This is a genomic window from Paenibacillus sp. OAE614 (assembly GCF_040546645.1).
In the GTDB taxonomy this organism is placed as follows: Bacteria; Bacillota; Bacilli; order Paenibacillales; family Paenibacillaceae; genus Paenibacillus_AQ; species Paenibacillus_AQ favisporus.
Genome location: NZ_JBEPOD010000001.1, coordinates 685442 through 708349 on the forward strand (window position 1 = coordinate 685442; position 22908 = coordinate 708349).

At 53.3% G+C, this 22908-nt stretch carries 18 protein-coding genes and 1 riboswitch; of the genes, 17 read left to right on the forward strand and 1 reads right to left on the reverse strand.

Annotated elements, in window-relative coordinates; all coding sequences use genetic code 11:
- The first annotated feature begins 235 nt into the window (after nucleotides 1-235).
- From ABIE48_RS03610 to ABIE48_RS03665, 12 genes are all read left to right on the forward strand, one after another.
- Nucleotides 236-2023, forward strand: a complete 1788-nt coding sequence (locus tag ABIE48_RS03610) for a sensor histidine kinase (RefSeq protein WP_145025412.1) — start codon at nucleotides 236-238, stop codon at nucleotides 2021-2023.
- Nucleotides 2016-3560: a response regulator transcription factor gene (locus ABIE48_RS03615; protein WP_145946929.1), complete on the forward strand. Its 1545-nt coding sequence runs from the start codon at nucleotides 2016-2018 to the stop codon at nucleotides 3558-3560. The genes ABIE48_RS03610 and ABIE48_RS03615 overlap by 8 nt, the downstream gene beginning before the upstream one ends.
- Before the next feature lie 243 nt (nucleotides 3561-3803).
- Nucleotides 3804-4787 (forward strand): ABC transporter permease, encoded by a 984-nt coding sequence (locus ABIE48_RS03620; RefSeq protein WP_145025408.1) that lies wholly within the window; start codon nucleotides 3804-3806, stop codon nucleotides 4785-4787.
- Between the two features lie 16 nt (nucleotides 4788-4803).
- Complete coding sequence (locus ABIE48_RS03625) at nucleotides 4804-5703, forward strand: carbohydrate ABC transporter permease (protein ID WP_076170554.1); 900 nt, start codon at nucleotides 4804-4806, stop codon at nucleotides 5701-5703.
- Nucleotides 5704-5812: 109 nt separating this feature from the next.
- Entirely contained in the window at nucleotides 5813-7510 is a 1698-nt protein-coding gene (locus ABIE48_RS03630) for an ABC transporter substrate-binding protein (RefSeq protein ID WP_145025406.1), read from the forward strand.
- 500 nt (nucleotides 7511-8010) lie between these two features.
- Nucleotides 8011-9738, forward strand: a complete 1728-nt coding sequence (locus ABIE48_RS03635) for an ABC transporter substrate-binding protein (protein ID WP_145025404.1) — start codon at nucleotides 8011-8013, stop codon at nucleotides 9736-9738.
- A 209-nt stretch (nucleotides 9739-9947) separates the two neighbouring features.
- Nucleotides 9948-10622 (forward strand): nicotinamide riboside transporter PnuC, encoded by a 675-nt coding sequence (gene pnuC / locus ABIE48_RS03640; protein WP_105441885.1) that lies wholly within the window; start codon nucleotides 9948-9950, stop codon nucleotides 10620-10622.
- Entirely contained in the window at nucleotides 10622-11629 is a 1008-nt protein-coding gene (locus ABIE48_RS03645) for an AAA family ATPase (RefSeq protein ID WP_145025400.1), read from the forward strand. The genes pnuC and ABIE48_RS03645 overlap by 1 nt, the downstream gene beginning before the upstream one ends.
- A 130-nt stretch (nucleotides 11630-11759) precedes the next feature.
- Complete coding sequence (locus tag ABIE48_RS03650; protein ID WP_145025398.1) at nucleotides 11760-13463, forward strand: molecular chaperone HscC; 1704 nt, start codon at nucleotides 11760-11762, stop codon at nucleotides 13461-13463.
- Nucleotides 13460-14806 (forward strand): tetratricopeptide repeat protein, encoded by a 1347-nt coding sequence (locus tag ABIE48_RS03655; protein ID WP_145025396.1) that lies wholly within the window; start codon nucleotides 13460-13462, stop codon nucleotides 14804-14806. Before ABIE48_RS03650 ends, ABIE48_RS03655 begins: the two co-directional genes overlap by 4 nt.
- Before the next feature lie 15 nt (nucleotides 14807-14821).
- Nucleotides 14822-15541 (forward strand): DUF1266 domain-containing protein, encoded by a 720-nt coding sequence (locus ABIE48_RS03660; protein ID WP_192716502.1) that lies wholly within the window; start codon nucleotides 14822-14824, stop codon nucleotides 15539-15541.
- An 86-nt stretch (nucleotides 15542-15627) separates the two neighbouring features.
- Nucleotides 15628-16182, forward strand: coding sequence for a riboflavin biosynthesis intermediates N-glycosidase (locus ABIE48_RS03665; protein ID WP_192716503.1), 555 nt, complete (start codon nucleotides 15628-15630; stop codon nucleotides 16180-16182).
- A gap of 277 nt (nucleotides 16183-16459) precedes the next feature.
- On the opposite strand, the gene yhbH is transcribed toward ABIE48_RS03665, so the two are convergent.
- Nucleotides 16460-17617 (reverse strand): sporulation protein YhbH, encoded by a 1158-nt coding sequence (gene yhbH / locus ABIE48_RS03670; RefSeq protein ID WP_089545766.1) that lies wholly within the window; start codon nucleotides 17615-17617, stop codon nucleotides 16460-16462.
- 238 nt (nucleotides 17618-17855) lie between these two features.
- A riboswitch (TPP riboswitch) is annotated at nucleotides 17856-17965 on the forward strand.
- A 143-nt stretch (nucleotides 17966-18108) separates the two neighbouring features.
- Here yhbH and thiE point away from each other — a divergent pair.
- The 5 genes from thiE to ABIE48_RS03695 all read left to right on the forward strand — a co-directional run bounded on the left by thiE (nucleotide 18109) and on the right by ABIE48_RS03695 (nucleotide 22700).
- Entirely contained in the window at nucleotides 18109-18756 is a 648-nt protein-coding gene (gene thiE, locus ABIE48_RS03675; protein ID WP_192716504.1) for a thiamine phosphate synthase, read from the forward strand.
- Nucleotides 18740-18937: a sulfur carrier protein ThiS gene (gene thiS, locus ABIE48_RS03680; RefSeq protein WP_089545768.1), complete on the forward strand. Its 198-nt coding sequence runs from the start codon at nucleotides 18740-18742 to the stop codon at nucleotides 18935-18937. The genes thiE and thiS overlap by 17 nt, the downstream gene beginning before the upstream one ends.
- A gap of 8 nt (nucleotides 18938-18945) precedes the next feature.
- Complete coding sequence (locus ABIE48_RS03685; RefSeq protein ID WP_192716505.1) at nucleotides 18946-19725, forward strand: thiazole synthase; 780 nt, start codon at nucleotides 18946-18948, stop codon at nucleotides 19723-19725.
- Nucleotides 19726-19751: 26 nt separating this feature from the next.
- On the forward strand, nucleotides 19752-20897 hold the full coding sequence (thiO, locus tag ABIE48_RS03690; protein ID WP_192716506.1) for a glycine oxidase ThiO: 1146 nt from the start codon (nucleotides 19752-19754) through the stop codon (nucleotides 20895-20897).
- A 570-nt stretch (nucleotides 20898-21467) separates the two neighbouring features.
- Nucleotides 21468-22700: an S-layer homology domain-containing protein gene (locus tag ABIE48_RS03695; protein ID WP_192716507.1), complete on the forward strand. Its 1233-nt coding sequence runs from the start codon at nucleotides 21468-21470 to the stop codon at nucleotides 22698-22700.
- The last annotated feature ends 208 nt before the right edge of the window (nucleotides 22701-22908 follow it).

The window sequence follows — 22908 nt, forward strand, 5'->3', positions numbered from 1 at the left end:
AATAAAATATGATATCGGGACTATATTTCAATATATTCAGCAGCACCTCAAGTATGAACTGACATGGCCGGCCGAAAGTCCGGATTCTGTCCCGGATCATGTTGTTGGCAAATCCCAGCAGCCCGGAAATTAATGCAGTCTTCATGTCGATTTATGTTAGAATATAAGAGCATGACTCTAAGGTTTCCTATTTACGAAAGCGTTTTATATTTTTGCGGGCGGTGACTGCGTTACCATGTGGAAGTACTTTGTGCAAGCTACCAACAACATGAGGATCCGGAATAAATTGATCTTTTCCTACCTGTTCGTCGTCATGATCCCCGTGCTGATCGTGGGGGGCATCATTACCGCCTATTTCAGACAGGATGCACTGGACAATGCCATAGAGCAGACTTCCAATGATGTGGATAAAATCAAAAGTCAGCTGTCCACTATGCTGTCCGTTCCGATCTCGATTTCTAACAAGCTCTACCTGGACGATAATCTAAAGGACCTGGTCAATACAAATTACACGACCATTCTGCAAATGGTGCAGGCCTATTCGAAATACAACGATTTTGATGAGCTTCCGCGGCTCTATAACGAAATCAGCAACGTCCGCTTCTACCATTACAACAGGACGATGATCAACAACACCCAGTTTATTAACGTTACCGCCAAGATTGAGGGGGAGGAATGGTTCCAAACGGCCATGAACAACCCGCGGATCGGCTGGTTTTTTATGGAGGGCAGCGACATCGGCACCGAAAAGAAGCTGAGCCTGGTGCGCCGGATCAAGTTCAAGGATTACCGAACCCCGGGAGTGCTGGTCATTACGCTCAACCAGAGCATGCTGAACTCGATCCTGAGCAAGGAAACGTTCAATACGCTCATTGCGGATGACAGCGGATACATTGTGGCCGCCAAAAATCCGCAGAACGTCGGCAAAACGCTGAAACAGCTGGATTTGAACATCGATATGCATCAAGGACAGGAACAGACGATCAGCCGGCGCGTCAACGGGGTGTCCTCCAACATTATCGTGGACAAGCTGACGCCGCAGACGAGCTTGAACGGCCTCAGCGTCGTATCTGTCTTTTCGACCCAGGGCATTGTCCAGGACGCCAAAAAGGTCGGATGGATCGGCATGGCGCTGGTGATCGGCGTGCTGATCCTGGCACTCACGCTGATATTCGTCGTATCCAAGCTGACGACCAACCGGCTTCTGCATTTGAGCAGACAGCTGAACAAGGTGGCCCGGGGGAACTTCGATACGATTTCCTTCCTGGACGGCAATGACGAAATCGGGCAGCTCTCCCGCCAGTTCAACTATATGGTCCGTAGCATCAACGACCTGCTGAACCAGGTGTATGAGAGCAATGAGAAGAACACCAAGCTTGAGGTTGCGCAAAAAGAAATCAAGCTCAAAATGATGGCCAGCCAGATCAATCCGCACTTTTTGTTCAATGCCCTGGAATCGATCCGGATGAAGGCTCATCTGAATGGGGAGAAGGAAATCGCCAACATCGTGCGGCTGCTGGGCAAGCTGATGCGCAAAAACCTCGAAGTCGGCAGTGTGAAAAAAACGTTGAAAGAGGAAATGGACATTGTCCGCGCGTATTTGGAAATCCAGAAATTCCGCTATGAGGACCGCTTGAGCTACGAGCTGATCGTCGAGCCGGAAACCGAACGGGTGCTGCTTCCGCCGCTGATCATTCAGCCGCTGGTGGAGAATGCGATTATCCATGGCCTGGAAGGCAAGGAAGTGGACGGGATGCTGCGCGTCCGCTGCTCGATGAAGGAAGACATGCTGCATGTCGAGGTTATCGATAACGGGGCCGGCATGTCGGAGGAACGCAGGCAATTTGTTCTGGCGACGCTGGATGCGGAAGAAGGGGAAGGCAATCGCATCGGCTTGCGGAACATCCATCAGCGAATTAAGCTGACGTATGGAGACGACTTCGGACTGCATATTACGAGTATCCCGGGACAGGGAACCAAGATGGAATTCATGATACCAACAGGGGGAGAAATGCATGTTTAACGTTTTGATTGTGGATGACGAACCGATGATCCGCGAAGGTCTCAAGACGATCATCGACTGGGAGAGCTTCGGGTTTACGGTGGTGGATACGGCGGCCAACGGCCGGGATGGGCTGGATAAAATCAAAGAGCTGAAGCCCGATCTGACCATCATCGATATCCGCATGCCGGGCATGACCGGTCTCGACGTCATTGAAGAGGCCCGGGCCGCCATGATCTCGACGCATTTTCTAATTTTGAGCGGATATGCCGATTTTGATTATGCCAAGCGGGCGATCGGTTACGGCGTAAACGGATACCTGCTGAAGCCGCTGGATGAGGAGGAGCTCGGGGAGGAGCTGCAGCGGATCGGGGCGATTCTGACCCGGGAGAAGCAATCGCATCGTTCCGCGGAAGAGGACCATGTCTACCGTGCGCATCTGCTTGAATCCTTTCTGCTGCAGGAAGAAGCGCTTCGGGATCCGGCGACGGTCATGCAGCTGGGGCTGGACTGGACGAGGTATCAGATCGTCCTGCTCGAAATCCATGGATCGGCGGACGATGCACCTTTAGCGGCCTTAAGACGAAAGCTGTCGGGCCATTTTGACGAAGCGGATCGCGTCATTGTGTTTCCAGCGGGGGCATATGAAGCTTTGCTGTGGGACCGGGGGATGTCCCGGGAAGACGATGCTGCCCACTGTTACGCGGTATGGAATGCGCTGCTGCCGGATAACAAGGGCTGGTTTGCCGCCGCCGGGGGAACGGTCACCGATATTTCGCTCATTGGACAATCGTATGCGGAGGCCGCCGAGCTGCTGCACCATCGTTTTCTGTTCCATGAAGAGCGTTTGATGCTGCCCGGGGATTTGACCCTAATGGCAGAGTCATACCCGGAGAAGGCGCCGCTCGATCCAACGGGAGAAATCGAACTGTCGGATATGCTGTATTATGCGCTGGACATCCGGAGCATGGAAGCGGTCGGCCGCTTTTTTGACGAGCTGGAGGAGAGGGTTGTCGGCTTCGGGCAGGCCGAGCAGGCCGTGAAGTCGGCGGTGACCCATATTTTGACCATGGCCATCAACAAGCTGTCGGGGCAGAACCAGGCATTGTATCCACTGCTGCAGGATGCGCCGCTGTTCATTACGGAGGCGTTCCGCCAGCCGACATGGGAGCAGCTGAAAGCGGTGGCGGCCGCCCATTTGAGCAGCCTGATCGAGAGGATCGGCGGCGGGAGCAAGGATGCGGTGCTGAAGCAGATGATCGATTTTATTCACCGGAACTATAAGGAGAACCTGAAGCTGGAGCTTCTGGCCCAGGTGTTTAATTACAACAGCGCTTACTTGGGGAAAATGTTCAAAAACTATACGGGCGAGAATTTCAACGCGTTCCTCGACAACGTGCGGATTGAGCACGCGAAGGAGCTGTTATCCCAGGGACTCAAGGTGCATCAAGTGGCGGCCTGTGTCGGATATGCGAACGTGGACTATTTTCACAGCAAATTCAAGAAATACGTCGGGGCGTCCCCGTCGTCATTCCGGAAAAAGGAGCCGTCCGAGTAGTCTCTTAACTATCAAGATCCTGCGGGATGATTTTGGCTATACCGTCTTTCAAAAACGTTTTCGAGGTGAATTTCCCCCTGAAAATTAGATTTTCGGGGGATTTTTTGTGTAAAGTCATGTCAAATTTCGACTATGAAAGCGTTATATCTAATTTTTATATGATTTTAGGTGAAATCCGATGGGTATTTTTATAAGCGCTTCATTTAGTAAGATGAAGGTATCAATTAGAGGAGGGGTTATTGAATGGAAGCGCTCACACCTAACACCATTCCCCGCAGCGGTCAAGATACTGCTAAAGCACCAAAGCGTAAACGAAAGGGTGGCTTCTGGAGTACGGTGCTCCAGCAAAAATATTTATATTTAATGTCGCTCCCTTTTGTCATTTGGGTGTTCGTGTTCAGTTACCTGCCGCTTTGGGGCTGGACGATGGCCTTTCAGAACTATAAACCGGCAAGGTCATTCTCCGAGCAAAAATGGGTAGGATTTAAATATTTCCATGAGCTGTTCCAAGACGACCGGTTTTATCTGGTGCTGCGGAACACGCTGGCGATGAGCTTCATGGGCCTCATTCTGGGATTCGTGGTTCCGATCTTCTTCGCGATTCTCCTTAATGAGCTGCGGGGCATGTTCTTCAAGCGGTTCGTGCAGACGGTTTCTTACCTGCCGCACTTTGTATCCTGGGTCGTTGTAGCAGGCATTATTACGAAAATGCTTTCAATTGACGGCGGTGCGGTCAACCAGATTCTGATGGCGCTCCACCTCACGGACGAACCTATACAGTTCATGGCGAAGGGAAGCTGGTTCTGGTACATTGTAACCGGTTCCGATGTCTGGAAGGAAACAGGCTGGAATACGATCATCTATTTGGCAGCGATTACAGGGATTGACCCGGAGCTGTACGAAGCATCCCGCGTCGACGGTGCGAGCCGCTGGAGACAGATGTGGCACATTACGCTGCCGGGCATCCGCTCGACGATCTCGGTTCTCCTGATTATGTCGATTGGCCACTTGATCAGCATCGGCTTCGAGAAGCAGTTCCTGCTCGGCAACAACCTGGTGACGGATTACTCGGAGGTTCTCGATCTGTACGCACTGAATTACGGTCTGAATATGGGCAGGTTCTCATACGGTACCGCCATCGGCATATTCAACTCCGTAGTCAGCATCATCCTGTTGTTTACGGCTAACGGCATTTTCAAAAAGGTTACGAAAGAAAGCATTATGTAGGAGGCGAGAAGTCGAGATGCCAAACAAAGCGTTTAATGCGACCCGATCCGATAAGATCTTCGATATATGCAACATCATCTTCATGGCGATCGTACTGATCGTTACGCTGTATCCTTTTCTGAACGTGCTCGCCATATCGCTGAACGATTCCATCGATACGGTGCGTGGTGGCATCACCATCTGGCCGCGTGCGTTCACATTTGAAAACTATAAGACGATATTTGCTTATGACACCTTGCTTCAAGGCTTGAAAATTTCCATTTTGCGTACGATCGTCGGTGCTGTTCTGGGGCTGCTCAGTGCATCGATGCTTGCCTATACGCTCAGCCGGCCTGATTTTCAGGCACGGAAGTTCGTATCGACATTCCTGGCGATGACGATGTACTTCTCTGGCGGCCTGATCCCGGGATACATCCTGATGCGGGACCTGAACCTGATCGGCACGTTCTGGGTATATGTTCTGCCGGGTCTCGTCAGTGCATTCAACGTATTTATCGTCCGTTCCTTTATCGACGGCTTGCCTTATGCCCTTCAGGAATCGGCCAAGCTGGACGGAGCCAACGATTTTACGGTATACTGGCGCATTATCCTGCCGCTTTGTAAACCGGTTCTTGCGACGATCGCGCTGTTCCTTGCCGTAGGTCAGTGGAACTCCTGGTTCGATACGTACCTGTATAACGGCAGCAACGCCACCTGGACCACCCTGCAGTACGAGCTGATGAAGGTGCTGCAGAGCACGCAGCAGGGCGGCGGAGCGATCAACGCCAACGATATGGCCAAGCAAATGGCCCAGATTTCGCCGGAATCGATCAAGATGGCCATTACCATCGTCGTGACCGTGCCGATCCTGATCGTCTATCCGTTCCTGCAGAAATATTTTGTCAGCGGCATGACGCTGGGCGCGGTCAAATCGTAAAATAACGCTTTTTCAGAAGTTACATTCTTATATAGAGGTATCAGCAGGCTAGCCTGTTATACAAAATAGATAAAGAAAAAGATTAGACATCATGGGGAGGGTTTACGCAATGCCAAAGAAAGCGTACAAGGTAACCGCGATTTCTCTGATCATCGCATCAATGCTAGCGGTTGCGGGCTGTGGCGGAGGCAAGGAGGATACCGCGGCCAAAGATACAGGCGATACGACATCGCCGATCACCTTCAGTTTTTTCGGTGCGGATGCGAGTCCAAACTGGAACAAAATGCAGGATGAAGTCGGCAAGGAAATCACTGCGAAGACAGGCGTTACGATCAACGCGGAGTATGCCGTATCCGGCGGAGGTCAGGATAAGATTTCCCTGATGGCCGCGAGCGGTGACTATCCGGACCTGATCTTCGCGAAAGGCGACGTCAACAAGCTGGTGGATGCCGGCGCGATGCTCGACCTGACCGATCTGATCGACAAGTACGCGCCAAACCTGAAGAAGGTATATGGCGGTTACATGGACCGTCTGAAGTACAGCAACGATGACCAAGCCATCTATGTGCTGCCGACCAATGCGGCGGTGAACCAGCAGTATTTTGACGCCGGCGGCGGCTTTGAAATCCAGAATGCCGTGCTGAAAGAGTTGGGATATCCGGAAGTAAAAACCGTCAAGGATTTTGAGAACGTGCTGAAGGCTTATAAAGAGAAGCATCCAACGATTGACGGCCAGCCAACCATTCCGTTAACGCTGGATGCGGACGACTGGAGAATCATGATCACCGTAACGAACCCGGCGTTCCTAGCAACTGGAGCCCCGGATGACGGCGAGTATTTCATCAATCCGCAAACCTATGAGGCTCAGCTGCACTACAAGCGTCCGGAGGAAAAAGAGTACTTCCGCTGGCTGAACCATATGTACAACGAAGGCCTGCTGGATAAGGAAACGTTTGTACAGAAGAGCGACCAGTACAAGTCCAAAATTTCGAGCGGACGCGTGCTTGGCCTGATCGACCAGGAATGGGGTTATTCCGACGCAGAGAACGCATTGAAATCTGCTGGCAAGGATGAAAGAACTTACGCTCACTTGCCGGTAACCTTGTCGGAAGAATATAAGGACCACTCCTTCCAGGACACAGGCTTTACATCCGGATGGGGCATCGGTATCACGAACAACTGTAAGGATCCGGTTCGGGCGATTAAATTCCTCGATTGGCTCGCTTCCGACGAAGGGCAAGTATTGATCAACTGGGGTATCGAAGGCAAGCACTACAATGTTGTAGATGGCAAGCGCGTCATTCCTCAAGAAATTCAGGATAAGAAAATCAAAGACGCTTCCAACTTTACGAAAACATCGGGCATCGGCCTGTACACGACTTTCTCCGCTCACTATGGTGACGGTGTGAAAGATCCATCAGGCAGCTACTATACAACGAACTTCCCGGATCAAATCGTAGCCAGCTACACGGAAGCCGAGAAAGAAACGCTGAAAGCTTACGGCGCTACGACCTGGAAGGACCTGTTCCCTTCAGAGAAGGATTTCCCGGTTAAGCCTTGGGGAGCAGCGTACAACATCTCGGTTGAAGAGGGCTCAGATTATACCGTAATGTACCAGAAAACGCAGGACATTATCCGCAAGCGCATTCCGGAAGCGATCCTGACGACGCCAGACAAATTCGACGCAGTCTATGACAACATGATCAAGGAACTGAACGCCGCCGGAGCGGAAAAAATGGAACAGCAATACACCGAGCTGGTGAAGGACCGTGTCGAGTTGTGGGGCGGAACGACCGAAGCGAAGTAATCCGAATTTTTAAAAAAGAGCAATAAGTTCATCAGGTAGGGCCTGCTCATAGCAGCAGGTTCTATTTGTGATGGATTTTTGTGACTTTGTTTGCTTTTGTACCTTATATAATATAAATGCCGTAATAGACTGTTTTATCAGTATTATTACGAGAATTTGTGATCGTAAACGCATCGAAATTTAATTTAAAAATATGTACTAAAATGACTTGACAGTCGTTTTCAAATCTTTTATGATTCAAATATGAAAGCACTTTCATTACACATTTTCCCTGCAGGCTGTTTTCGAAAACGTTTTAAACAAAGAGGTGGAGTCGAACAAGAAACCAGAGATGTGATGTGAGGAAGTTTAGTTATCTGAGTTTTGTAAACGTATTCAATTCATCTAGGTTTCGGCACAACATGCGGCAGCGCCCAGCGTCAGTGCAACGTTGATGCAATGCCGGCTCTTGAATGCAGCACGAAGTAATTCCATTAGTAATGAAGGGGGATATGATTCACATGAAGGGAAACACAAAGAAGAAGTTTGGGATGCTGCTCCTCGCCAGTGTGCTGCTCGTTTCCGCAGGCTGCAGCAGCTCAGGGGGCGACAGCAAATCCGCCGGTTCCGGCAGCTCGTCTTCCAATGCGGCGCAGGATGCGAAGGCTGACGATACGAGCCCGATCACGTTCTCGTTCTTTGGCGCTGACGCCAGCCCGAACTGGAACAAGATGCAGGATGAAGTCGGTAAAGAAATTACGAAGAAAACTGGCGTGACCATCAATGCGGAGTATGCCGTATCCGGCGCAGGCACCGATAAAATATCCCTGATGGCTGCGAGCGGCGACTATCCTGATTTTATCTTTGCCAAAGGCGACGTCGACAAGCTGGTGGAAGCCGGCGCGATGATCGACCTGACTGATTTGATCGACAAGTATGGCCCGAACCTCAAGAAGGTATACGGCAAGTACATGAACCGTCTGCCTTACAGCAACGATGATAAAGCCATCTATGTGCTTCCGACGAACGGAGCGGTGGATCAGCAGTACTTTGACGCCGGCGGCGGATTTGAAATCCAGAACGCCGTGCTGAAAGAGCTTGGCTATCCGGAAGTAAAAACCGTTAAGGATTTTGAAAACGTTCTCCAGCAATACAAAGACAAACATCCGACGATTGACGGCAAGCCGACGATTCCGCTGACACTGGACGCGGATGACTGGAGAATCATGATCACCGTAACGAACCCGGCCTTCTTGACGACAGGCGCTCCGGATGACGGCGAATACTTCATTAACCCTGAAACCAACGAAGCTCAGCTGCACTACAAGCGTCCGGAAGAGAAAGAATACTTCCGCTGGCTCAACCATATGTACAATGTGGGTCTGCTGGATAAGGATACGTTCGTGCAAAAGAGTGACCAATATAAATCCAAGATCGCCAGCGGCCGCGTCCTGGGTCTGATCGACCAAGAGTGGGGCTATTCCGACGCCGAGAATGCGCTCAAGACCGCCGGCAAAGCGGAGCGCACTTATGCTCACTTCCCTGTAACGCTGTCGGATGAATACAAAGACCATTCCTTCCAGGATACCGGATTCGTGGCTGGTTGGGGCGTAGGCATTACAACGGCATGTAAGGATCCGGTCCGCTTGATCAAGTTCCTGGACTTCCTTGCATCCGACGAAGGCCAAGTGCTGCGCAACTGGGGTATCGAAGGCAAGCACTACAACATGGTGGACGGCAAGCGCGTTATTCCTGATGACGTACAGGACAAGAAAGTCAACGATAACACCAACTTTACGAAAACGTCCGGCATCGGATTGTACACTACCTTCTCCGCTCACTACGGCGACGGCGTGAAAGATCCATCCGGCAACTACTATACAACGAACTTCCCGGATCAAATCGTAGCTTCCTATACGCAGCCGGAGAAAGACACCTTGAAAGCATACGGTGCAACAACATGGAAAGACCTGTTCCCGTCTGAAAAGGAATTCCCGGTTAAACCTTGGGGCGCAGCCTACAACATGGCTACTCCTCAGGACGGCAATTATAACGTTATCTACCAAAAAACGCAGGATATTATCCGCAAGCGGATTCCGGAAGCCATCCTGGCGAAGCCGGAACAGTTCGACAGCATTTATGACAACATGCTGAAAGAACTGGATGCTGCAGGTGCTAAAGAAATCGAAAAACAATATACGGAACTGATCAAGGAAAGAGTCGAGCTCTGGGGCGGAAGCGCTCAATAAGCCGGCCTGATCAGAGGAGCGAGGGTCCCGGGATTTATCCCGGGGCTCTTTTTTGTTTTTTTCCAAAAAACCATTGCTTCCGGGAGAACATCCTGCTAAGATGTAAACAACAAATTGATAATATCAAATTGATATTATTAATATCTCATCATTACCCTCATCGGTCACGGATCTGTGAAGGCGTAATGGAGCAGCTGGAGGGAACGGACATGGGAAAATGGTTTAAAGGATGGAGCGCCTACGAGCTGGTATGGCTCGGCGTATTTTGCGGAATTGCGGTCGGACTTACGGTGGTCATGAAGGATAGCCTGTTCGGGTTTACCGTGTTTCTGACAGGCGTGCTGTGCGTGGTGCTGGCGGCGAAGGGCAACCTGATGAGTTATGTATTCGGGATGTACAACACGTTCGGGTACGCGTACCTGGCTTATACGAACGGGATTTACGGGGAGATGCTGCTGAATCTGCTGTTCTTCGTTCCGATGAACGTGGTCGGCTTCTTCCTGTGGCGGAAGCATCAGGACGGCGGCAAGCTTGAGATGCGCCGCATGAACCTTCGAGGGATTCTGTGGACCGGAGCGGCCTGCGTGCTGGGCAGCGTGATGATCGGTTTTTTCCTGTCGCTGATACCGACGCAGAACTCGCCGTACATCGATGCGATCACCAACGTGCTGTCGGTTGTCGCAACCTTCCTGATGGTATGGCGTTATAAGGAACAATGGCTGGTGTATATCGTGCTGAATGCTTTTACCGTGCTGCTGTGGGTGCTGCGTACCCTGGACGGCAGTCCTGACGGGCTGCTCATGATCGTCATGTGGAGCGCATATCTCATCAATGCGGCATACGGTTATTACACCTGGAACAAAGGGGCAAAGGAGGCTTACTGATGAAAAAGCTGGGACTGACGTTGGGGAAATTCGCCCCTTTTCATAAAGGGCATCAATACATGGTGGAGACGGCGCTGAAGGAAGTGGATGAACTGATCGTGGTCATTTACGATACGACGGTCACGACCATTCCGCTGCATATCCGCGCCGGCTGGATCCGGAAGCTGTATCCGGGCGTCAGGGTGATCGAAGCGTGGGACGGTCCGGACGGCTATTCGAATGACCGGGAGCATGAAATCCGGGAGGAGCAGTATATTTTGGGGCTGCTTGACGGCGAGCAGGTTACGCATTTTTATTCAAGCGAGTTTTACGGCGAGCACATGAGCAAGGCGCTTGGCGCCGTGGACCGCCGCGTCGATGAGGCGAGGGGCGTGGTGCCGATTTCGGCGACGATGATTCGGGAGGACCCGTATAAACACCGGCAATTTGTAAGTGACATCGTATACCGTGATCTCATTACGAAGGTGGTCTTCGTCGGAGCGATGTCGACCGGCAAGTCAACGCTGACGGAGGCGCTGGCCGGCAAATACAACACAACTTATGCCAGCGAGTACGGCCGGGATTATTGGACGGAGCATCAGGTGGACCGGCGGATCAGCTTCGAGGCTTTTGATGAGATTGCGGCGGGGCATATCGAGCGCGAAGAGAAGGCGCTGCTGGAGGCGAACCGGTATCTGTTCGTGGACACGAACGCCATCACGACGTATATGTTCGCGCTGGATTATCACGGCCGGGCTCCGGAGCTGCTGACCCGGCTGGCGTTGGAGAACGCCGGCAGATACGATCTCTTTTTCCTATGTGAGGACGATATCCCGTATGACGATACGTGGGACCGCAGCGGGGACCAGAAGCGGCATGTATTCCACAAGCAGATTATTGCCGATTTGAAGGAGCGCCGGATTCCTTACATCCCATTGAGTGGATCGCTGGAAGAGCGGATCAAGCGGGTCGAGGAGGTACTGAAGGCGTTTGTTCCGTACAGCAACTATTTTGGAAGCCTTGTTTAAGCCAGCCCAATTATTGGATTAAAGAGGGGGCTGCTGGTAGAATAGAGAACGGATTGCTAGATTGGCCTGAGCCTGAGGCTCGGGCCGGCTAATGAATAGGGAACATTCAACAGGAAAGAGGGGGATTTCATTGGCTGTGATCGGAATCGATCTGGGAACGACCAACAGCCTGGTGGCCTGCTGGGCCCAGGACCGTGCGGTGGTCATTCCCAACGTACTCGGAGAACATTTGACGCCGTCCATCGTCAGCGTGGACGAAAACGGCGAAATTGTGGTCGGCCGGATTGCCCAGGAGCGCTTGATTACCCATCCGGAGCGGACGGCTGCCACTTTTAAACGGTTTATGGGAACAGAGAAAAAGTACGAGCTTGGCCCTCACTCCTTTACACCGGAGGAACTGTCGTCCTTTATATTGAAGGCCTTGAAAGAGGACGCCGAGAGTTATCTGGGGGAACCCGTGACGGAGGCGGTGATCAGCGTTCCGGCATACTTCAACGATGCCCAGCGCAAAGCGACGAAGCACGCCGCCGAAATCGCCGGACTGCGTGTCGAGCGGCTGATCAGCGAGCCGACCGCGGCGGCGGTGGCCTACGGCCTGCACCAGGAGCAGCCGGAAACCCAGTTTCTCGTATTCGACCTGGGCGGAGGAACGTTCGACGTCTCCATCCTGGAACTGTTCGAGGGAGTCATGGAGGTAAAGTCAATCGCGGGGGACAATTTCCTGGGCGGTGAAGACTTTACGGAGCTGCTCGTGACGCATTTTCTGGAGACGCACCAAATGGAGTGGGAGGCTCTGGACCCGAAAACAAGATCGGCTATACATAAACAGGCGGAGAACTGCAAGCTTGCCCTGGGACGGGAGACGTCGGCTGAAATGGCTTTGACGATCGATGGGACCCGGTATGAAGTGCGGCTTGACCGTAACGAATTTGAAAAGCTGGCCCATCCGCTGCTCCTGAGGCTGCGCCAGCCGATCGAGCGGGCGCTGCGAGACGCGTCCTTGTCCCCATCCGATCTGGATGCGGTGATCCTGATCGGAGGAGCCACCCGAATGACGCTTATTAAAAGCGTCATCGGCCGCATGTTCGGGCGCATGCCGTACAGCGACATCAATCCGGATGAGACGGTTGCCGTCGGTGCGGCCATCCAGTCGGCGCTGAAGGAGCGGAATGAGGCGCTGAACGAGATGATCCTTACCGACGTGTGCCCGTATACTCTGGGTACCAGCATTGTGCAGGAACTGGGCAAAGGGGGATTCTCATCGGGGCATTTCTTCCCGATCATCGAGCGCAACACGCCGATCCCGGTCAGCCGGATTGAGCGGCTCTGCACGGTGTCTGACAACCAGCGGCGGTTAACCGTTGATATTTATCAGGGCGAGAGCCGGCGTGTCGAGAACAACATCAAGCTCGGCGAGATCCACATTAAGGTGCCGCCGGCCCCTGCCGGCGAACAGAAGATTGACGTCCGTTATACCTATGACATTAACGGGATTTTGGAGGTCGAGGTGACCAGCGTTGCAACCGGAGAGAAGAAGCGCGCCGTCATCGAGAAGAACGCCGGCAGCATGACGAAGGAAGAGATCGAGGCGCGGCTGCTGGAGCTTCAGGATATCAAAATTCACCCGAGAGACCGGGCGGAAAACCGGCTGCTGCTGGCCAGGGGCGAGCGGCTGTACGAAGAGGCGCTGGGCGAGAGCCGGGAAGTGATCGCTGCCTATATCGGACAGTTCGAAAAGGCACTGCATACCCAGGATGACCGCGAAATCAAAAAAGCTGCCGAGGCATTCAAGGATCGATTGGAACAGCTGGAAAGGTGGATGAGCTTCACATGAACATCTGGGAAAGGCTCGGGATCGAGCGGACCACGGAGCTGCGCATCATCAAGAAAGCTTATGCCGCCAAGCTGAAGCAGCATCATCCCGAGGACGATCCCGAGGGCTATCAGCAGCTTCGGGAAGCTTATGAGGCGGCATCCAAGTTCGCCAAAGAGGTCAAGACAACGGTACGCGAGACGGATGAGGACGAGCTTTCCATGCCGATCTACCCACCGGAGGATACCAAAGGGGAAGTTGATCAACATGGCGCGCCTATTGCACAAACCACATATTCAAATGAAATATTCCAATCCACGGCAAGCGCAGATCCGGTCAGCCTGTGGATTCATCAGGCCGAGGAACTGTACGACGACTTTCCGGCCCGGATTCGGGTGGAGTCGTGGGAGCGGCTGCTGAACGAGGATATCGTATGGGACGTCGAACGCGGGCCGGAGCTGCAGCATGCGTTCGTGTCCTTTCTGATGTCCTGCAGGCATCTCCCGCGAGACGTTTGGCAACTGCTGGACGGCACGTTTTACTTTACGGAAGATCCCGAAGAACTGCGGGAGCGGTATCCAACATATTTTGCCGAATACATCCTGCAGCAGCTGGACGGATCACGGGAGCTGCGTTATGACTCGCTCGCTAACGCTCCTGTAGGGGATGCCGCGGACATTGAAAGATTTTTGGATCTGCGGGAGTCTGCGCTGGATATGCTGATGGAAGGCGAGCTGGAAGAAGCGGAAGCGTGCTTGGCCGAAGCTTCGGCGTGGTTTGCGGACGACCTGGATCTGCAGCTGCTGTTGGGAAAATATAACCTGGCCGCGGGCGACCGGCAGGAAGCGCTGGAATGTTTCGGCCATGCGATCCTGCTGCAGCCGGATGATCTGGAGGCTTACCGGTACGCGGCACAGCTTCGATACGATGATCAGCAGTATGAAGAGGCGCTTTTGGATTGCGAGCGAATTTTGGCTGCCCATCCGGACGATCAGGATGCACTCTGTTTGGCGGGACGGTGCCTCACCGCGATGGGACGGATATCGGAGGCCAAGGAACGGATGAAGCGTTCTTTTGACATAAACAATCGGCATATGAGCACCCTGATGTACTGGTCGTCTACCGCAAATAAGCATCACTACGATCAGGGGAAGATCGACCCGGCCGAGCACCGCAAGGTGGTCAAAAACAATATTATATTCGACGGTTTTTTATTTCTTCGGTTAACTTGGCTTTATATTTTTGTGTATATCGTGCTGCAGTTGTTTTTTGACGTGCCCGTTATCGTCACGGGGGTGTTCGTGGCCATTCTGCTGTGGTATTTATACAGAACATTAAGAGCACACCGGGTGCTATCAACCTAGAGGATGGAGGACGACATGCGCAGCGATTACAAGAAGAAGCAAATCAAACAGCTGGAGCTGTACTTCCGCAGTCTCTCCAGCGTATGCATCGACAGCGTGCTGGCTTATTATTATGTGCCGTACGAGTTTTTGAAATTTGAGCGTTACCTCGGGAACCGGGTTTTGAAAAAGGGGCTGCGGCTCTGGGACATCAAGGACGCCGAGTCCTTAAAGACCCGGATTCGCTGGCTGCTGGAGGACGGGAACCGTGACGATTATAATGCCCTGCACGTCGAACTGTCGGCGATGCCGGAACAGGCACGGCAAAACTGGATGGAGGCGTCCAAAGATCATCCGGAATATGCCCGGATGAGCGTAGTTCAGACGTTTCTGCCACAGCTGCCCGCCGGAGAAATAGCCGCCTTCGGGGGCGGATGGGCGATTTTCTTGAGCCGGGTTGGGCTCGCTTACGGATATTTGACGAAGGAAGAGGCTTGGGCCATCAAATTGGAAGCGGCCGGGTATGTGCAGCAGCATTACCGCAGCTGGGAAGAGTATTTAATCGCATTTATGGCCGCCAGCCGCTTTTGGAAACCGGAGGAGCAGTTTGCAAATGTAGTCTATATCATGACTCGCGGACAGACGCTTCTGGGGATGGGGACCTTCGCTTCCCGGAAGGCGCCATGGGATATTCCGCTTGAGCCTGGAGGCGAACGAGCAGCGTACCGCAAGGGATCGGCCAGCCTGGATGCCTGAGGCGGTGATCAACGGGCATGCGGGTCACAGGCCTTAAGATTGTAGGGCTTAAGTACACGGGATGCTCTTATAAAGGGGGAAATTGGATGTATACCTTGGAAGAACTCCGAAAGGCATTCCGGAAAGGGGCCAAGCTGAAATATGTTTTTTTCTGGGGGCACCAGCCCGCGGCGGATGGATCTATTACGAAGAGCTGCTTCAGCCAGTGGTGGGAAGCGAAGTTTACCGTGGACGGCGTGGAATATGCAAGTGCCGAGCATTATATGATGGCCGAGAAAGCCAGACTGTTCGGTGACGAAGAGATCAGGGAGCAGATTCTCGCAGCCAAGCATCCGAAGCAGGCTAAAGATCTGGGGCGGAAGGTGAGAGGAATCGATCCGGCCGTATGGGACCGGGACGGGTACTCCATTGTGGTCCGAGGAAACGAAGCGAAGTTTTCCCAAAACGACGATTTGAAGCAATTTCTGCTGGGCACCGGGCAGCGGGTGCTGGTAGAGGCGAGTCCGGTGGATTCGATCTGGGGCGTGGGGTTGGCCGCGGACGACGAGGCAGTCCTTAACCCGCTGCTGTGGAAAGGGAAGAACCTGCTTGGCTTTGCCTTGATGGAGGTTCGGGACCGTCTGCAGGCGGAAGAAGCCTAGCGGAAGTACGAAACATGCACGTCGTGCATGCGGGGCCTAGCGGGAGTGAAGAACTTGGCAGCAGTAAGGAGCACGCTGGCAATGAGGAGCATGCCGTCGGTGAGGAGTCTGGCAGGAGTCAGGATCAGTCGACAGTGGGAAAAAGGCCGCAAATCGAGGGTCATGCTATATAGAGGTCACCCGGCCATGCAAAAAGGTCGTTGTCGGTTACTCAGCGTAACGGGACAACGACCTTTTTATATGCCATAATTTTGCGTTCCAGAGACGGTCCTTCGGTTTAGGTCAATGCGCCTTCCTGCTTTTTAAAGAACGTACGCAGCGCCTGGTAGACCTCGCCCTTTTCCTTGATGACGTAATACATGAACTGGTCGAGCTTGATATTTCGGTACGCGGACATCAGCGTGCTGCTCCGGTTGTACTGGTTGACTTCTCCATAGCCGAACATGTTGCTGACTTTGAGCAGCTCGCCGATCAGCCGCACGCAGCGTTCGTTATCGGAAGTCAAGTTGTCGCCGTCCGAGAAATGGAACGGATAAATATTGTACTTGGCGGGCGGGTAGCGCCGGTCGATGATTTCCAGCGCTTTCTGGTAGGCGGACGAGCAGATCGTGCCCCCGCTTTCGCCCCGGGTAAAGAAATCCTCTTCGGTGACTTCTTTGGCCTCCGTATGGTGAGCCACAAAGACGATGTCGACCTTTTCGTATTGGCGGCGCAGGAAGCGGGTCATCCAGAAGAAGAAGCTGCGTGCACAGTATTTCTCAAACGTGCCCATCGACCCGGACGTATCCATCATCGCAATGATGACCGCGCTGGAATGGGGAACGACGACATCCTCCCACGTTTTGTAACGCAGATCGTCGGGGCTGATATGGTGAATTCCCGGCTTGCCGCTGGTGGCGTTGCGCCGCAGATTTTCCAGGATCGTCCGCTTCTTGTCGATGTTGGACTGCATGCCTTTTTTGCGGATGTCGTTGAACGTGATCGATTCGGTTTCGACTTCCTGCTGCTCTTTCGGTTTCATATTCGGCAGCTCCAGCTGGTCGAACAGCATGTTCTCCAAGTCCTCGAGGCTGATCTCGGCTTCCATAATGTCCTGGCCAGGCTGGTCGCCGGCTTTTTCGCCTTGACCCGGCTTTTGCACCGGATCCCTGCCCAGCACGTCTCCCACCTGGCTGTCGCCGTCTCCCTGGCCGACATGCTTTTGCTTCTGGTAGTTATAAATGAAACGGTATTCATCGAGGCTCCGGATGGGTACCTTGATGATTTGCTTACCGTCCGACATCACGATGTTTTCTTCTGTGATCAGGTCGGGCAGGTTCTGCTTGATGATTTCCTTAACCTTCTCCTGATGGCGGACCTGATCCTGGTACCCTTTCCGGTGCAGTGACCAGTCCTCCTTGGACACCACAAACAGCGAATGATCGTCTGATGGCATGTTCAGGCACCTCCCATGTTCCCATACTCAGCACAAACTTTGGCTTGTTAAACATTTATATTCACGGGCGGGGACGATATGTGATGACGCAAGAGATAAAATAAGAAGTTTGCCGCACCCAAATATATGAAATTTTGCGAGAATCGCTCCTATGGATGAGATAGGTGTTCCGATGCCGGTGATCTCACTCTGGCTATTGCCAAAAGTCAGCAGTTTGGGCTATAGTGGTTGTGAAATTAAATAGGAATGCGGGTGCTGGATGAAGTCCGGCTGAGATGGCAGCCTTATGCTGCGGACCGTTAATCTGATCCAGGTAATGCTGGCGTAGAGAATATCATTCGAATTGCGGTGCCATTCGTGTATTTCTCGAATGGTTTTTTTGTGTTAACCGGGTAAGAGGGCGCTTTCGCAAGATGAGGGCTTACCCTTCGCGATGATAGAAGCCGGCATGAAATGGAGGGAAAGGCAAAGGGAAGAGAGGAGAAGCAGTCATGGTCGATTTTCGTCTGTATGCGATTACCGGCGAGACGTTCCATCCGGGACGCCGGCTGGTGGACGTGATGGAGCAAGCCATTAGGGGAGGCGCGGACATCGTTCAATTCCGCGACAAAACAAGCGGAAGGGAAGAGCTGCTGCGCAAGGCGGCGGAGCTGCGGGAGCTGACCCGCCGCTACGGTGTCCCTTTTATCGTGAACGATCACGTTGATATTGCGATGGAGGTGGACGCGGACGGAATTCACCTCGGTCAAGGCGATATGCCGATCGCGGAAGCCAGGAAGCTTGTCGGCTCCAAGATCATCGGCATATCCACCCATGCGATTTCGGAAGCTCAGCTCGCCGAAGCGGAAGGGGCGGATTATATCGGCGTTGGGCCAATCTATGCGACGGCTACGAAAGCCGATGTGGTGGATCCGGTCGGCCTCTCGTATATTCGGGAAGTCGCCGGGGCCATCCAGATCCCGTTTGTGGCGATTGGCGGCATCAAGCTGGGCAACGTGGACGAAGTGATCCGGGCCGGTGCGAGCCGCGTCTGCGCGGTGAGCGAAATCGTCGGCAGCCCTGACCCGGAAGCGGTATGCCGGGCGTTCATTCACAAGCTTGAAGGTAGAGGAGGAGCAGCGGATGGAACTGGTCATTAACGGAACAAAGCGGGAGCTGGCGGCCGAGACGGTAGCCGATGTCCTCCGCCTGCTGGGGCTGTCCGGCAGGCCGGTCATGGTGGAAGCGGACGGACAGGTGCTGAAGATCGAGCAGTGGGAGACGACTCCGGTTGTACCTGGAATGAAGCTGGAGCTGGTCCATTTCGTAGCGGGAGGTTGAGGGGGAAAATGAGCAGAGATAATTGGCAGGTTGGCGGACAGGAACTGTCGTCGCGGTTGTTTTTGGGGACCGGGCTGTTCCCCGATCCATATGTGCAGATGGAGGCGATCAAGGCTTCGGGGACCGAGGTGCTGACGTTCGCTATCCGCCGGATCCATCTCGATTCGGTGGAGGATGACTCGATTCTGCAGCATGTGGAGCCCCAGAAATACATCTATCTTCCCAACACCTCCGGGGCGACAACGGCTGATGAGGCTGTCCGGATTGCCCGCCTGGCGCGGGCTTCGGGACTCAGCGACTGGGTTAAGGTGGAGATTAGCGCCAATAAGCGCACGCTCCTGCCCGATCCGATAGAAACGTTAAAAGCAACGGAAATATTGGTCAAGGAAGGATTTACGGTACTGCCGTATATCTCCGACGATCCGGTGATCTGCAAAAAGCTGGAGGAGGCCGGGGCAGCCGCGGTTATGCCCGGCGCAGCGCCTATCGGGACCGGCCTCGGCATTCTGAATCCGTACCATCTCGGATTGATCGTGGAAGAGCTGTCGGTCCCTGTCATCGTAGATGCGGGGCTGGGGACGGCCAGCGACGTGGCGCTCGCGATGGAGCTGGGAGTCTCCGGCATTCTGATGAATACCCCGGTGGCCAAAGCCAAAGATCCCGTGATGATGGCCCGGTCGATGAGGCTGGCGGTTGAGGCCGGGCGTTTGGCTTACTTGTCCGGGCGGATTCCGAAGAAGAAATATGCTTCGGCCAGCAGCGGCCTGGAATCGCTCGTCATCGAATAAAAAAGGATGGACAGGGGGCTGTAACGATGAGCGGAGACATCATCGTCATGGGAGGCGGCATTATCGGATTATCCTGCGCGCTGGAGCTGCGCCGCCGCGGCCTGAACGTCACGCTGCTCGAAAAGGGTCCCTGCGGCGGGCAGGCCTCCGGTGCGGCGGCAGGAATGCTCGCTCCGTATTCGGAGAACGTAGAGTCCCCGGACGAGTTCTTCCGGTTGTGCCGCGAGAGCTTGTCGCTGTATCCGCAGTGGCAGCAGGCGGTGAAGGACATCTCCGGCGTCTCCTTCGAATATGCCGAAACCGGCAGTTTGTACGTCGCGAGGCATGAGGCGGATTTGCTGGCGCTGGAGAGCCGGCTGGAATGGCAGCGGAGCTGGGGTTCCGGTGGCGAAATATTAACGGGGAGCGCGCTGTTCGATGCCGAGCCGGGACTGACCCGCGAGGCAGTTGCCGCCCTGCGGACACCGGTGGAGAGCCATGTGTATGCCCCGGATTTGACGGAAGCGGTCAAGCGGGCCTGCCTGGCCTCCGGCGTGCAGATTCATGAGCATCTTGGCCGGATCGAGCTGGCTGAATGGCGCGAGCGGGTTGCACTGAGGGCGCAGAGTGGCGAGCAGTTTGAAGCGGACCAGCTGCTGATCAGCACCGGTGCGTGGGTACAGGAGATGTCGGAATCCCTCGGTATCCGGATTCCTGTACATCCGATCCGGGGGCAAATTTGCGCCTACGCTTGGAACGAGGGGCGCGAGCCGCTTCGGCATCTGGTGTTCACCAGCCAGGGGTACCTGGTCCAAAAAGCAAACGGAACGCTCGTGTGCGGCGCTTCGGAGGATATCGCCGGGTTCGACACGTCCGTCACGGACAAAGGGATCCGGCGGCTGACGGAGTGGAACAAGCAAGTGCTGCCTGTTCTTGGTGAGGTGCAGCCGTTTCACCGCTGGGCGGGACTGCGCCCGGCAGTGCTGGACGGCCGGCCGCTGATCGGGCGGCTGGACGATGCCGGCCATGTTTTTGTGGCCGCGGGTCATTACCGCAACGGCATCCTGCTCAGCCCGGTCACGGCGACGCTGATCGCCGATAGCGTAGAGGGCAAACCGCTGCCGGAGTGGTGTGGAGCGTTCCGGCCGAACCGGTTCGGTGAGGTGCAGGCGGGTGCTTTTTCGGGGAAATAAAGGATTGACGTCGTTAAAACATTGCTTGTTCTAGCTGATAAAAGTACGGACAATATAAAGTTATTCGTTTGGCATGAAGCCATGGCAAAGCAGGAATGCATCCCTGCTTTGTTTTTTTGTGTCGGGCGTCGCAAAAGCTATTTGCAGCACGTGCATCTTATATATCCATTAAACCCATATAATTGAAGTGATGATGTATAGTGACAATTAATGACAAATTTTGCGAAAATCCTGTAGTATACTGCAAGTAGTCCTATGCTAAATAGGAAAGAAGTTTCACAGGAATACATAAGGAGGTGTGGCTGCTTAGGGCCACGCGTGGGCAAGCAGTCCCGTCGGTTAAGAAAACATATTTTTTAGCAAGAGAGTTTAGAGCAACAAAAGAAGCAAGAATTCAGTTGGTATCAGATTGTCTGGAACAGTCAGGAAGTCAGGAGGTTACCTGGTAGTCAGTAAGTTAGATGGTACCTGGGTATCGGAAACAGTCAGAAAGTTAGAAGGGATCAGGGAAGTTAAGAGATTTAGTAAATGCAAAGCATCATATTTTAGGAGAACAGGAGCGGAAGAAGTATGTTCAAAGCGATGTTGATGACCATTTTTGCCGGGGCGATGATTCTTGGAACGGCAGGAGCAATCGAGCAGCCGGTGCCGGCCGCAGCGGCGGCGGCCTTTAAGGATGTGCCGGCGTCCCACTGGGCGTATCAGGCCATTAACGATGCGGTGTCCAAAGGTTACCTCAAAGGAGACGGCAGCGGAAAATTCAGACCGAACGACCCGGTTACACGGGCTGAGTTTGCGGCAATTCTGGCCAGGGTGTCGACGAACGAAAACGCTGGCGGAGCAGCGGCATTTTCCGATTTGGCCGGGCACTGGAGCGAAAAGGAAGTGAGCGAGGCAGCGGGGAAGGGCTTTTTCAGTCCGGCCGATTATGCAAACGGCTTTAAACCCGGCACTCCGCTGACGCGGGTGGAAATGGCGAAGTGGATGGCCTCGGGACTGGCGGCCCGCGACGGAGAGTACAAGCAGGCGATCGAGGACACGAAGGACACCATCGTTCCGGTGACGGAGTATTACAAAGGCGGCTTGAACAAGGCCGACTACCCGTATGTGTCGGTCATGCTGGGAACGGGGCTGATGTCCGGGTACCCGGACGACAGCTTCGGCGGCGGCAAAACGACCACGCGCGCGGAGGTAGCGGTGATTATTCAGCGTTACGAGACGACGCAGACGAAGGCGCCAAGCGCTTTTAAAGGGTTGAATGAAATGCGGGAAGTGGGGACGACGGGGACGAATCTCCGGACGGTGATCCCGGCGTATCAGTATACGGAGGGGCATGATTTAAAATCAATTCTTGGGAAAAGCTCGAGCCTAAGGAATGGAGAAGGTAAAGTTAAAGTCTATCATTATATTTTTATGAGTGGTTTGAGTGCAGAACAAACCGGGAGTATTTATGGCAGAATGTTTGTAGATAAGGCGACTAAGTTTTTTGATAGATCTTACATTGTTTTTATTGATACATCTGTGCAAACTCTTAGTAAAAATTTCAACAACAGAAGTTACTCAAATGGTATCAATGCTGCGCTACAAGGTGGGTATAGATTGTTTAGTTCAACAGCTCCTAAGTTTGGATTTAAAACGTTGACGACTGATGGGGGTGACGAGTTTTTCTCTAAGGTAAGTGAAACAAGATTTTGGGTTACTTCATCAGTACCTAGATATATTACAAGTGGCAATAGTGCAGGCGAAAGTTATTTCGCAGATGACGGAACTTATGGCGGAATTCTTATGAAGAAGTCAGAATAAGGGGCTTTAATGTCGTGAGAATCAAATACCTAACTAGTGTATTGTGGTCATGTTCGTTAATGATTTTTTTACTTCTTCCCACGAATATTCTTTTTGCTGAAAGTTATCCTTCGGATAGTAAAGTTGAACCTCCAGGTCCCCAAACAAGGAAAGTAGTGACAAAAAAAGTGACTGCAAAAGCTACTCCGGGTCCGGGGGTATATTGGTA

Bases quoted from the DNA above. Each gene is read 5' to 3' on its own strand.
- thiS (WP_089545768.1), top strand. From the start codon at position 18,740: ATGGAACTGGTCATTAACGGAACAAAGCGGGAGCTGGCGGCCGAGACG.
- yhbH (WP_089545766.1), bottom strand. From the start codon at position 17,617: ATGCCATCAGACGATCATTCGCTGTTTGTGGTGTCCAAGGAGGACTGG.
- ABIE48_RS03655 (WP_145025396.1), top strand. From the start codon at position 13,460: ATGAACATCTGGGAAAGGCTCGGGATCGAGCGGACCACGGAGCTGCGC.
- ABIE48_RS03610 (WP_145025412.1), top strand. From the start codon at position 236: ATGTGGAAGTACTTTGTGCAAGCTACCAACAACATGAGGATCCGGAAT.
- ABIE48_RS03685 (WP_192716505.1), top strand. From the start codon at position 18,946: ATGAGCAGAGATAATTGGCAGGTTGGCGGACAGGAACTGTCGTCGCGG.
- ABIE48_RS03665 (WP_192716503.1), top strand. From the start codon at position 15,628: ATGTATACCTTGGAAGAACTCCGAAAGGCATTCCGGAAAGGGGCCAAG.
- thiO (WP_192716506.1), top strand. From the start codon at position 19,752: ATGAGCGGAGACATCATCGTCATGGGAGGCGGCATTATCGGATTATCC.
- ABIE48_RS03620 (WP_145025408.1), top strand. From the start codon at position 3,804: ATGGAAGCGCTCACACCTAACACCATTCCCCGCAGCGGTCAAGATACT.
- ABIE48_RS03645 (WP_145025400.1), top strand. From the start codon at position 10,622: ATGAAAAAGCTGGGACTGACGTTGGGGAAATTCGCCCCTTTTCATAAA.
- ABIE48_RS03660 (WP_192716502.1), top strand. From the start codon at position 14,822: ATGCGCAGCGATTACAAGAAGAAGCAAATCAAACAGCTGGAGCTGTAC.
- ABIE48_RS03625 (WP_076170554.1), top strand. From the start codon at position 4,804: ATGCCAAACAAAGCGTTTAATGCGACCCGATCCGATAAGATCTTCGAT.
- ABIE48_RS03615 (WP_145946929.1), top strand. From the start codon at position 2,016: ATGTTTAACGTTTTGATTGTGGATGACGAACCGATGATCCGCGAAGGT.
- ABIE48_RS03635 (WP_145025404.1), top strand. From the start codon at position 8,011: ATGAAGGGAAACACAAAGAAGAAGTTTGGGATGCTGCTCCTCGCCAGT.
- pnuC (WP_105441885.1), top strand. From the start codon at position 9,948: ATGGGAAAATGGTTTAAAGGATGGAGCGCCTACGAGCTGGTATGGCTC.
- ABIE48_RS03630 (WP_145025406.1), top strand. From the start codon at position 5,813: ATGCCAAAGAAAGCGTACAAGGTAACCGCGATTTCTCTGATCATCGCA.
- thiE (WP_192716504.1), top strand. From the start codon at position 18,109: ATGGTCGATTTTCGTCTGTATGCGATTACCGGCGAGACGTTCCATCCG.
- ABIE48_RS03695 (WP_192716507.1), top strand. From the start codon at position 21,468: ATGTTCAAAGCGATGTTGATGACCATTTTTGCCGGGGCGATGATTCTT.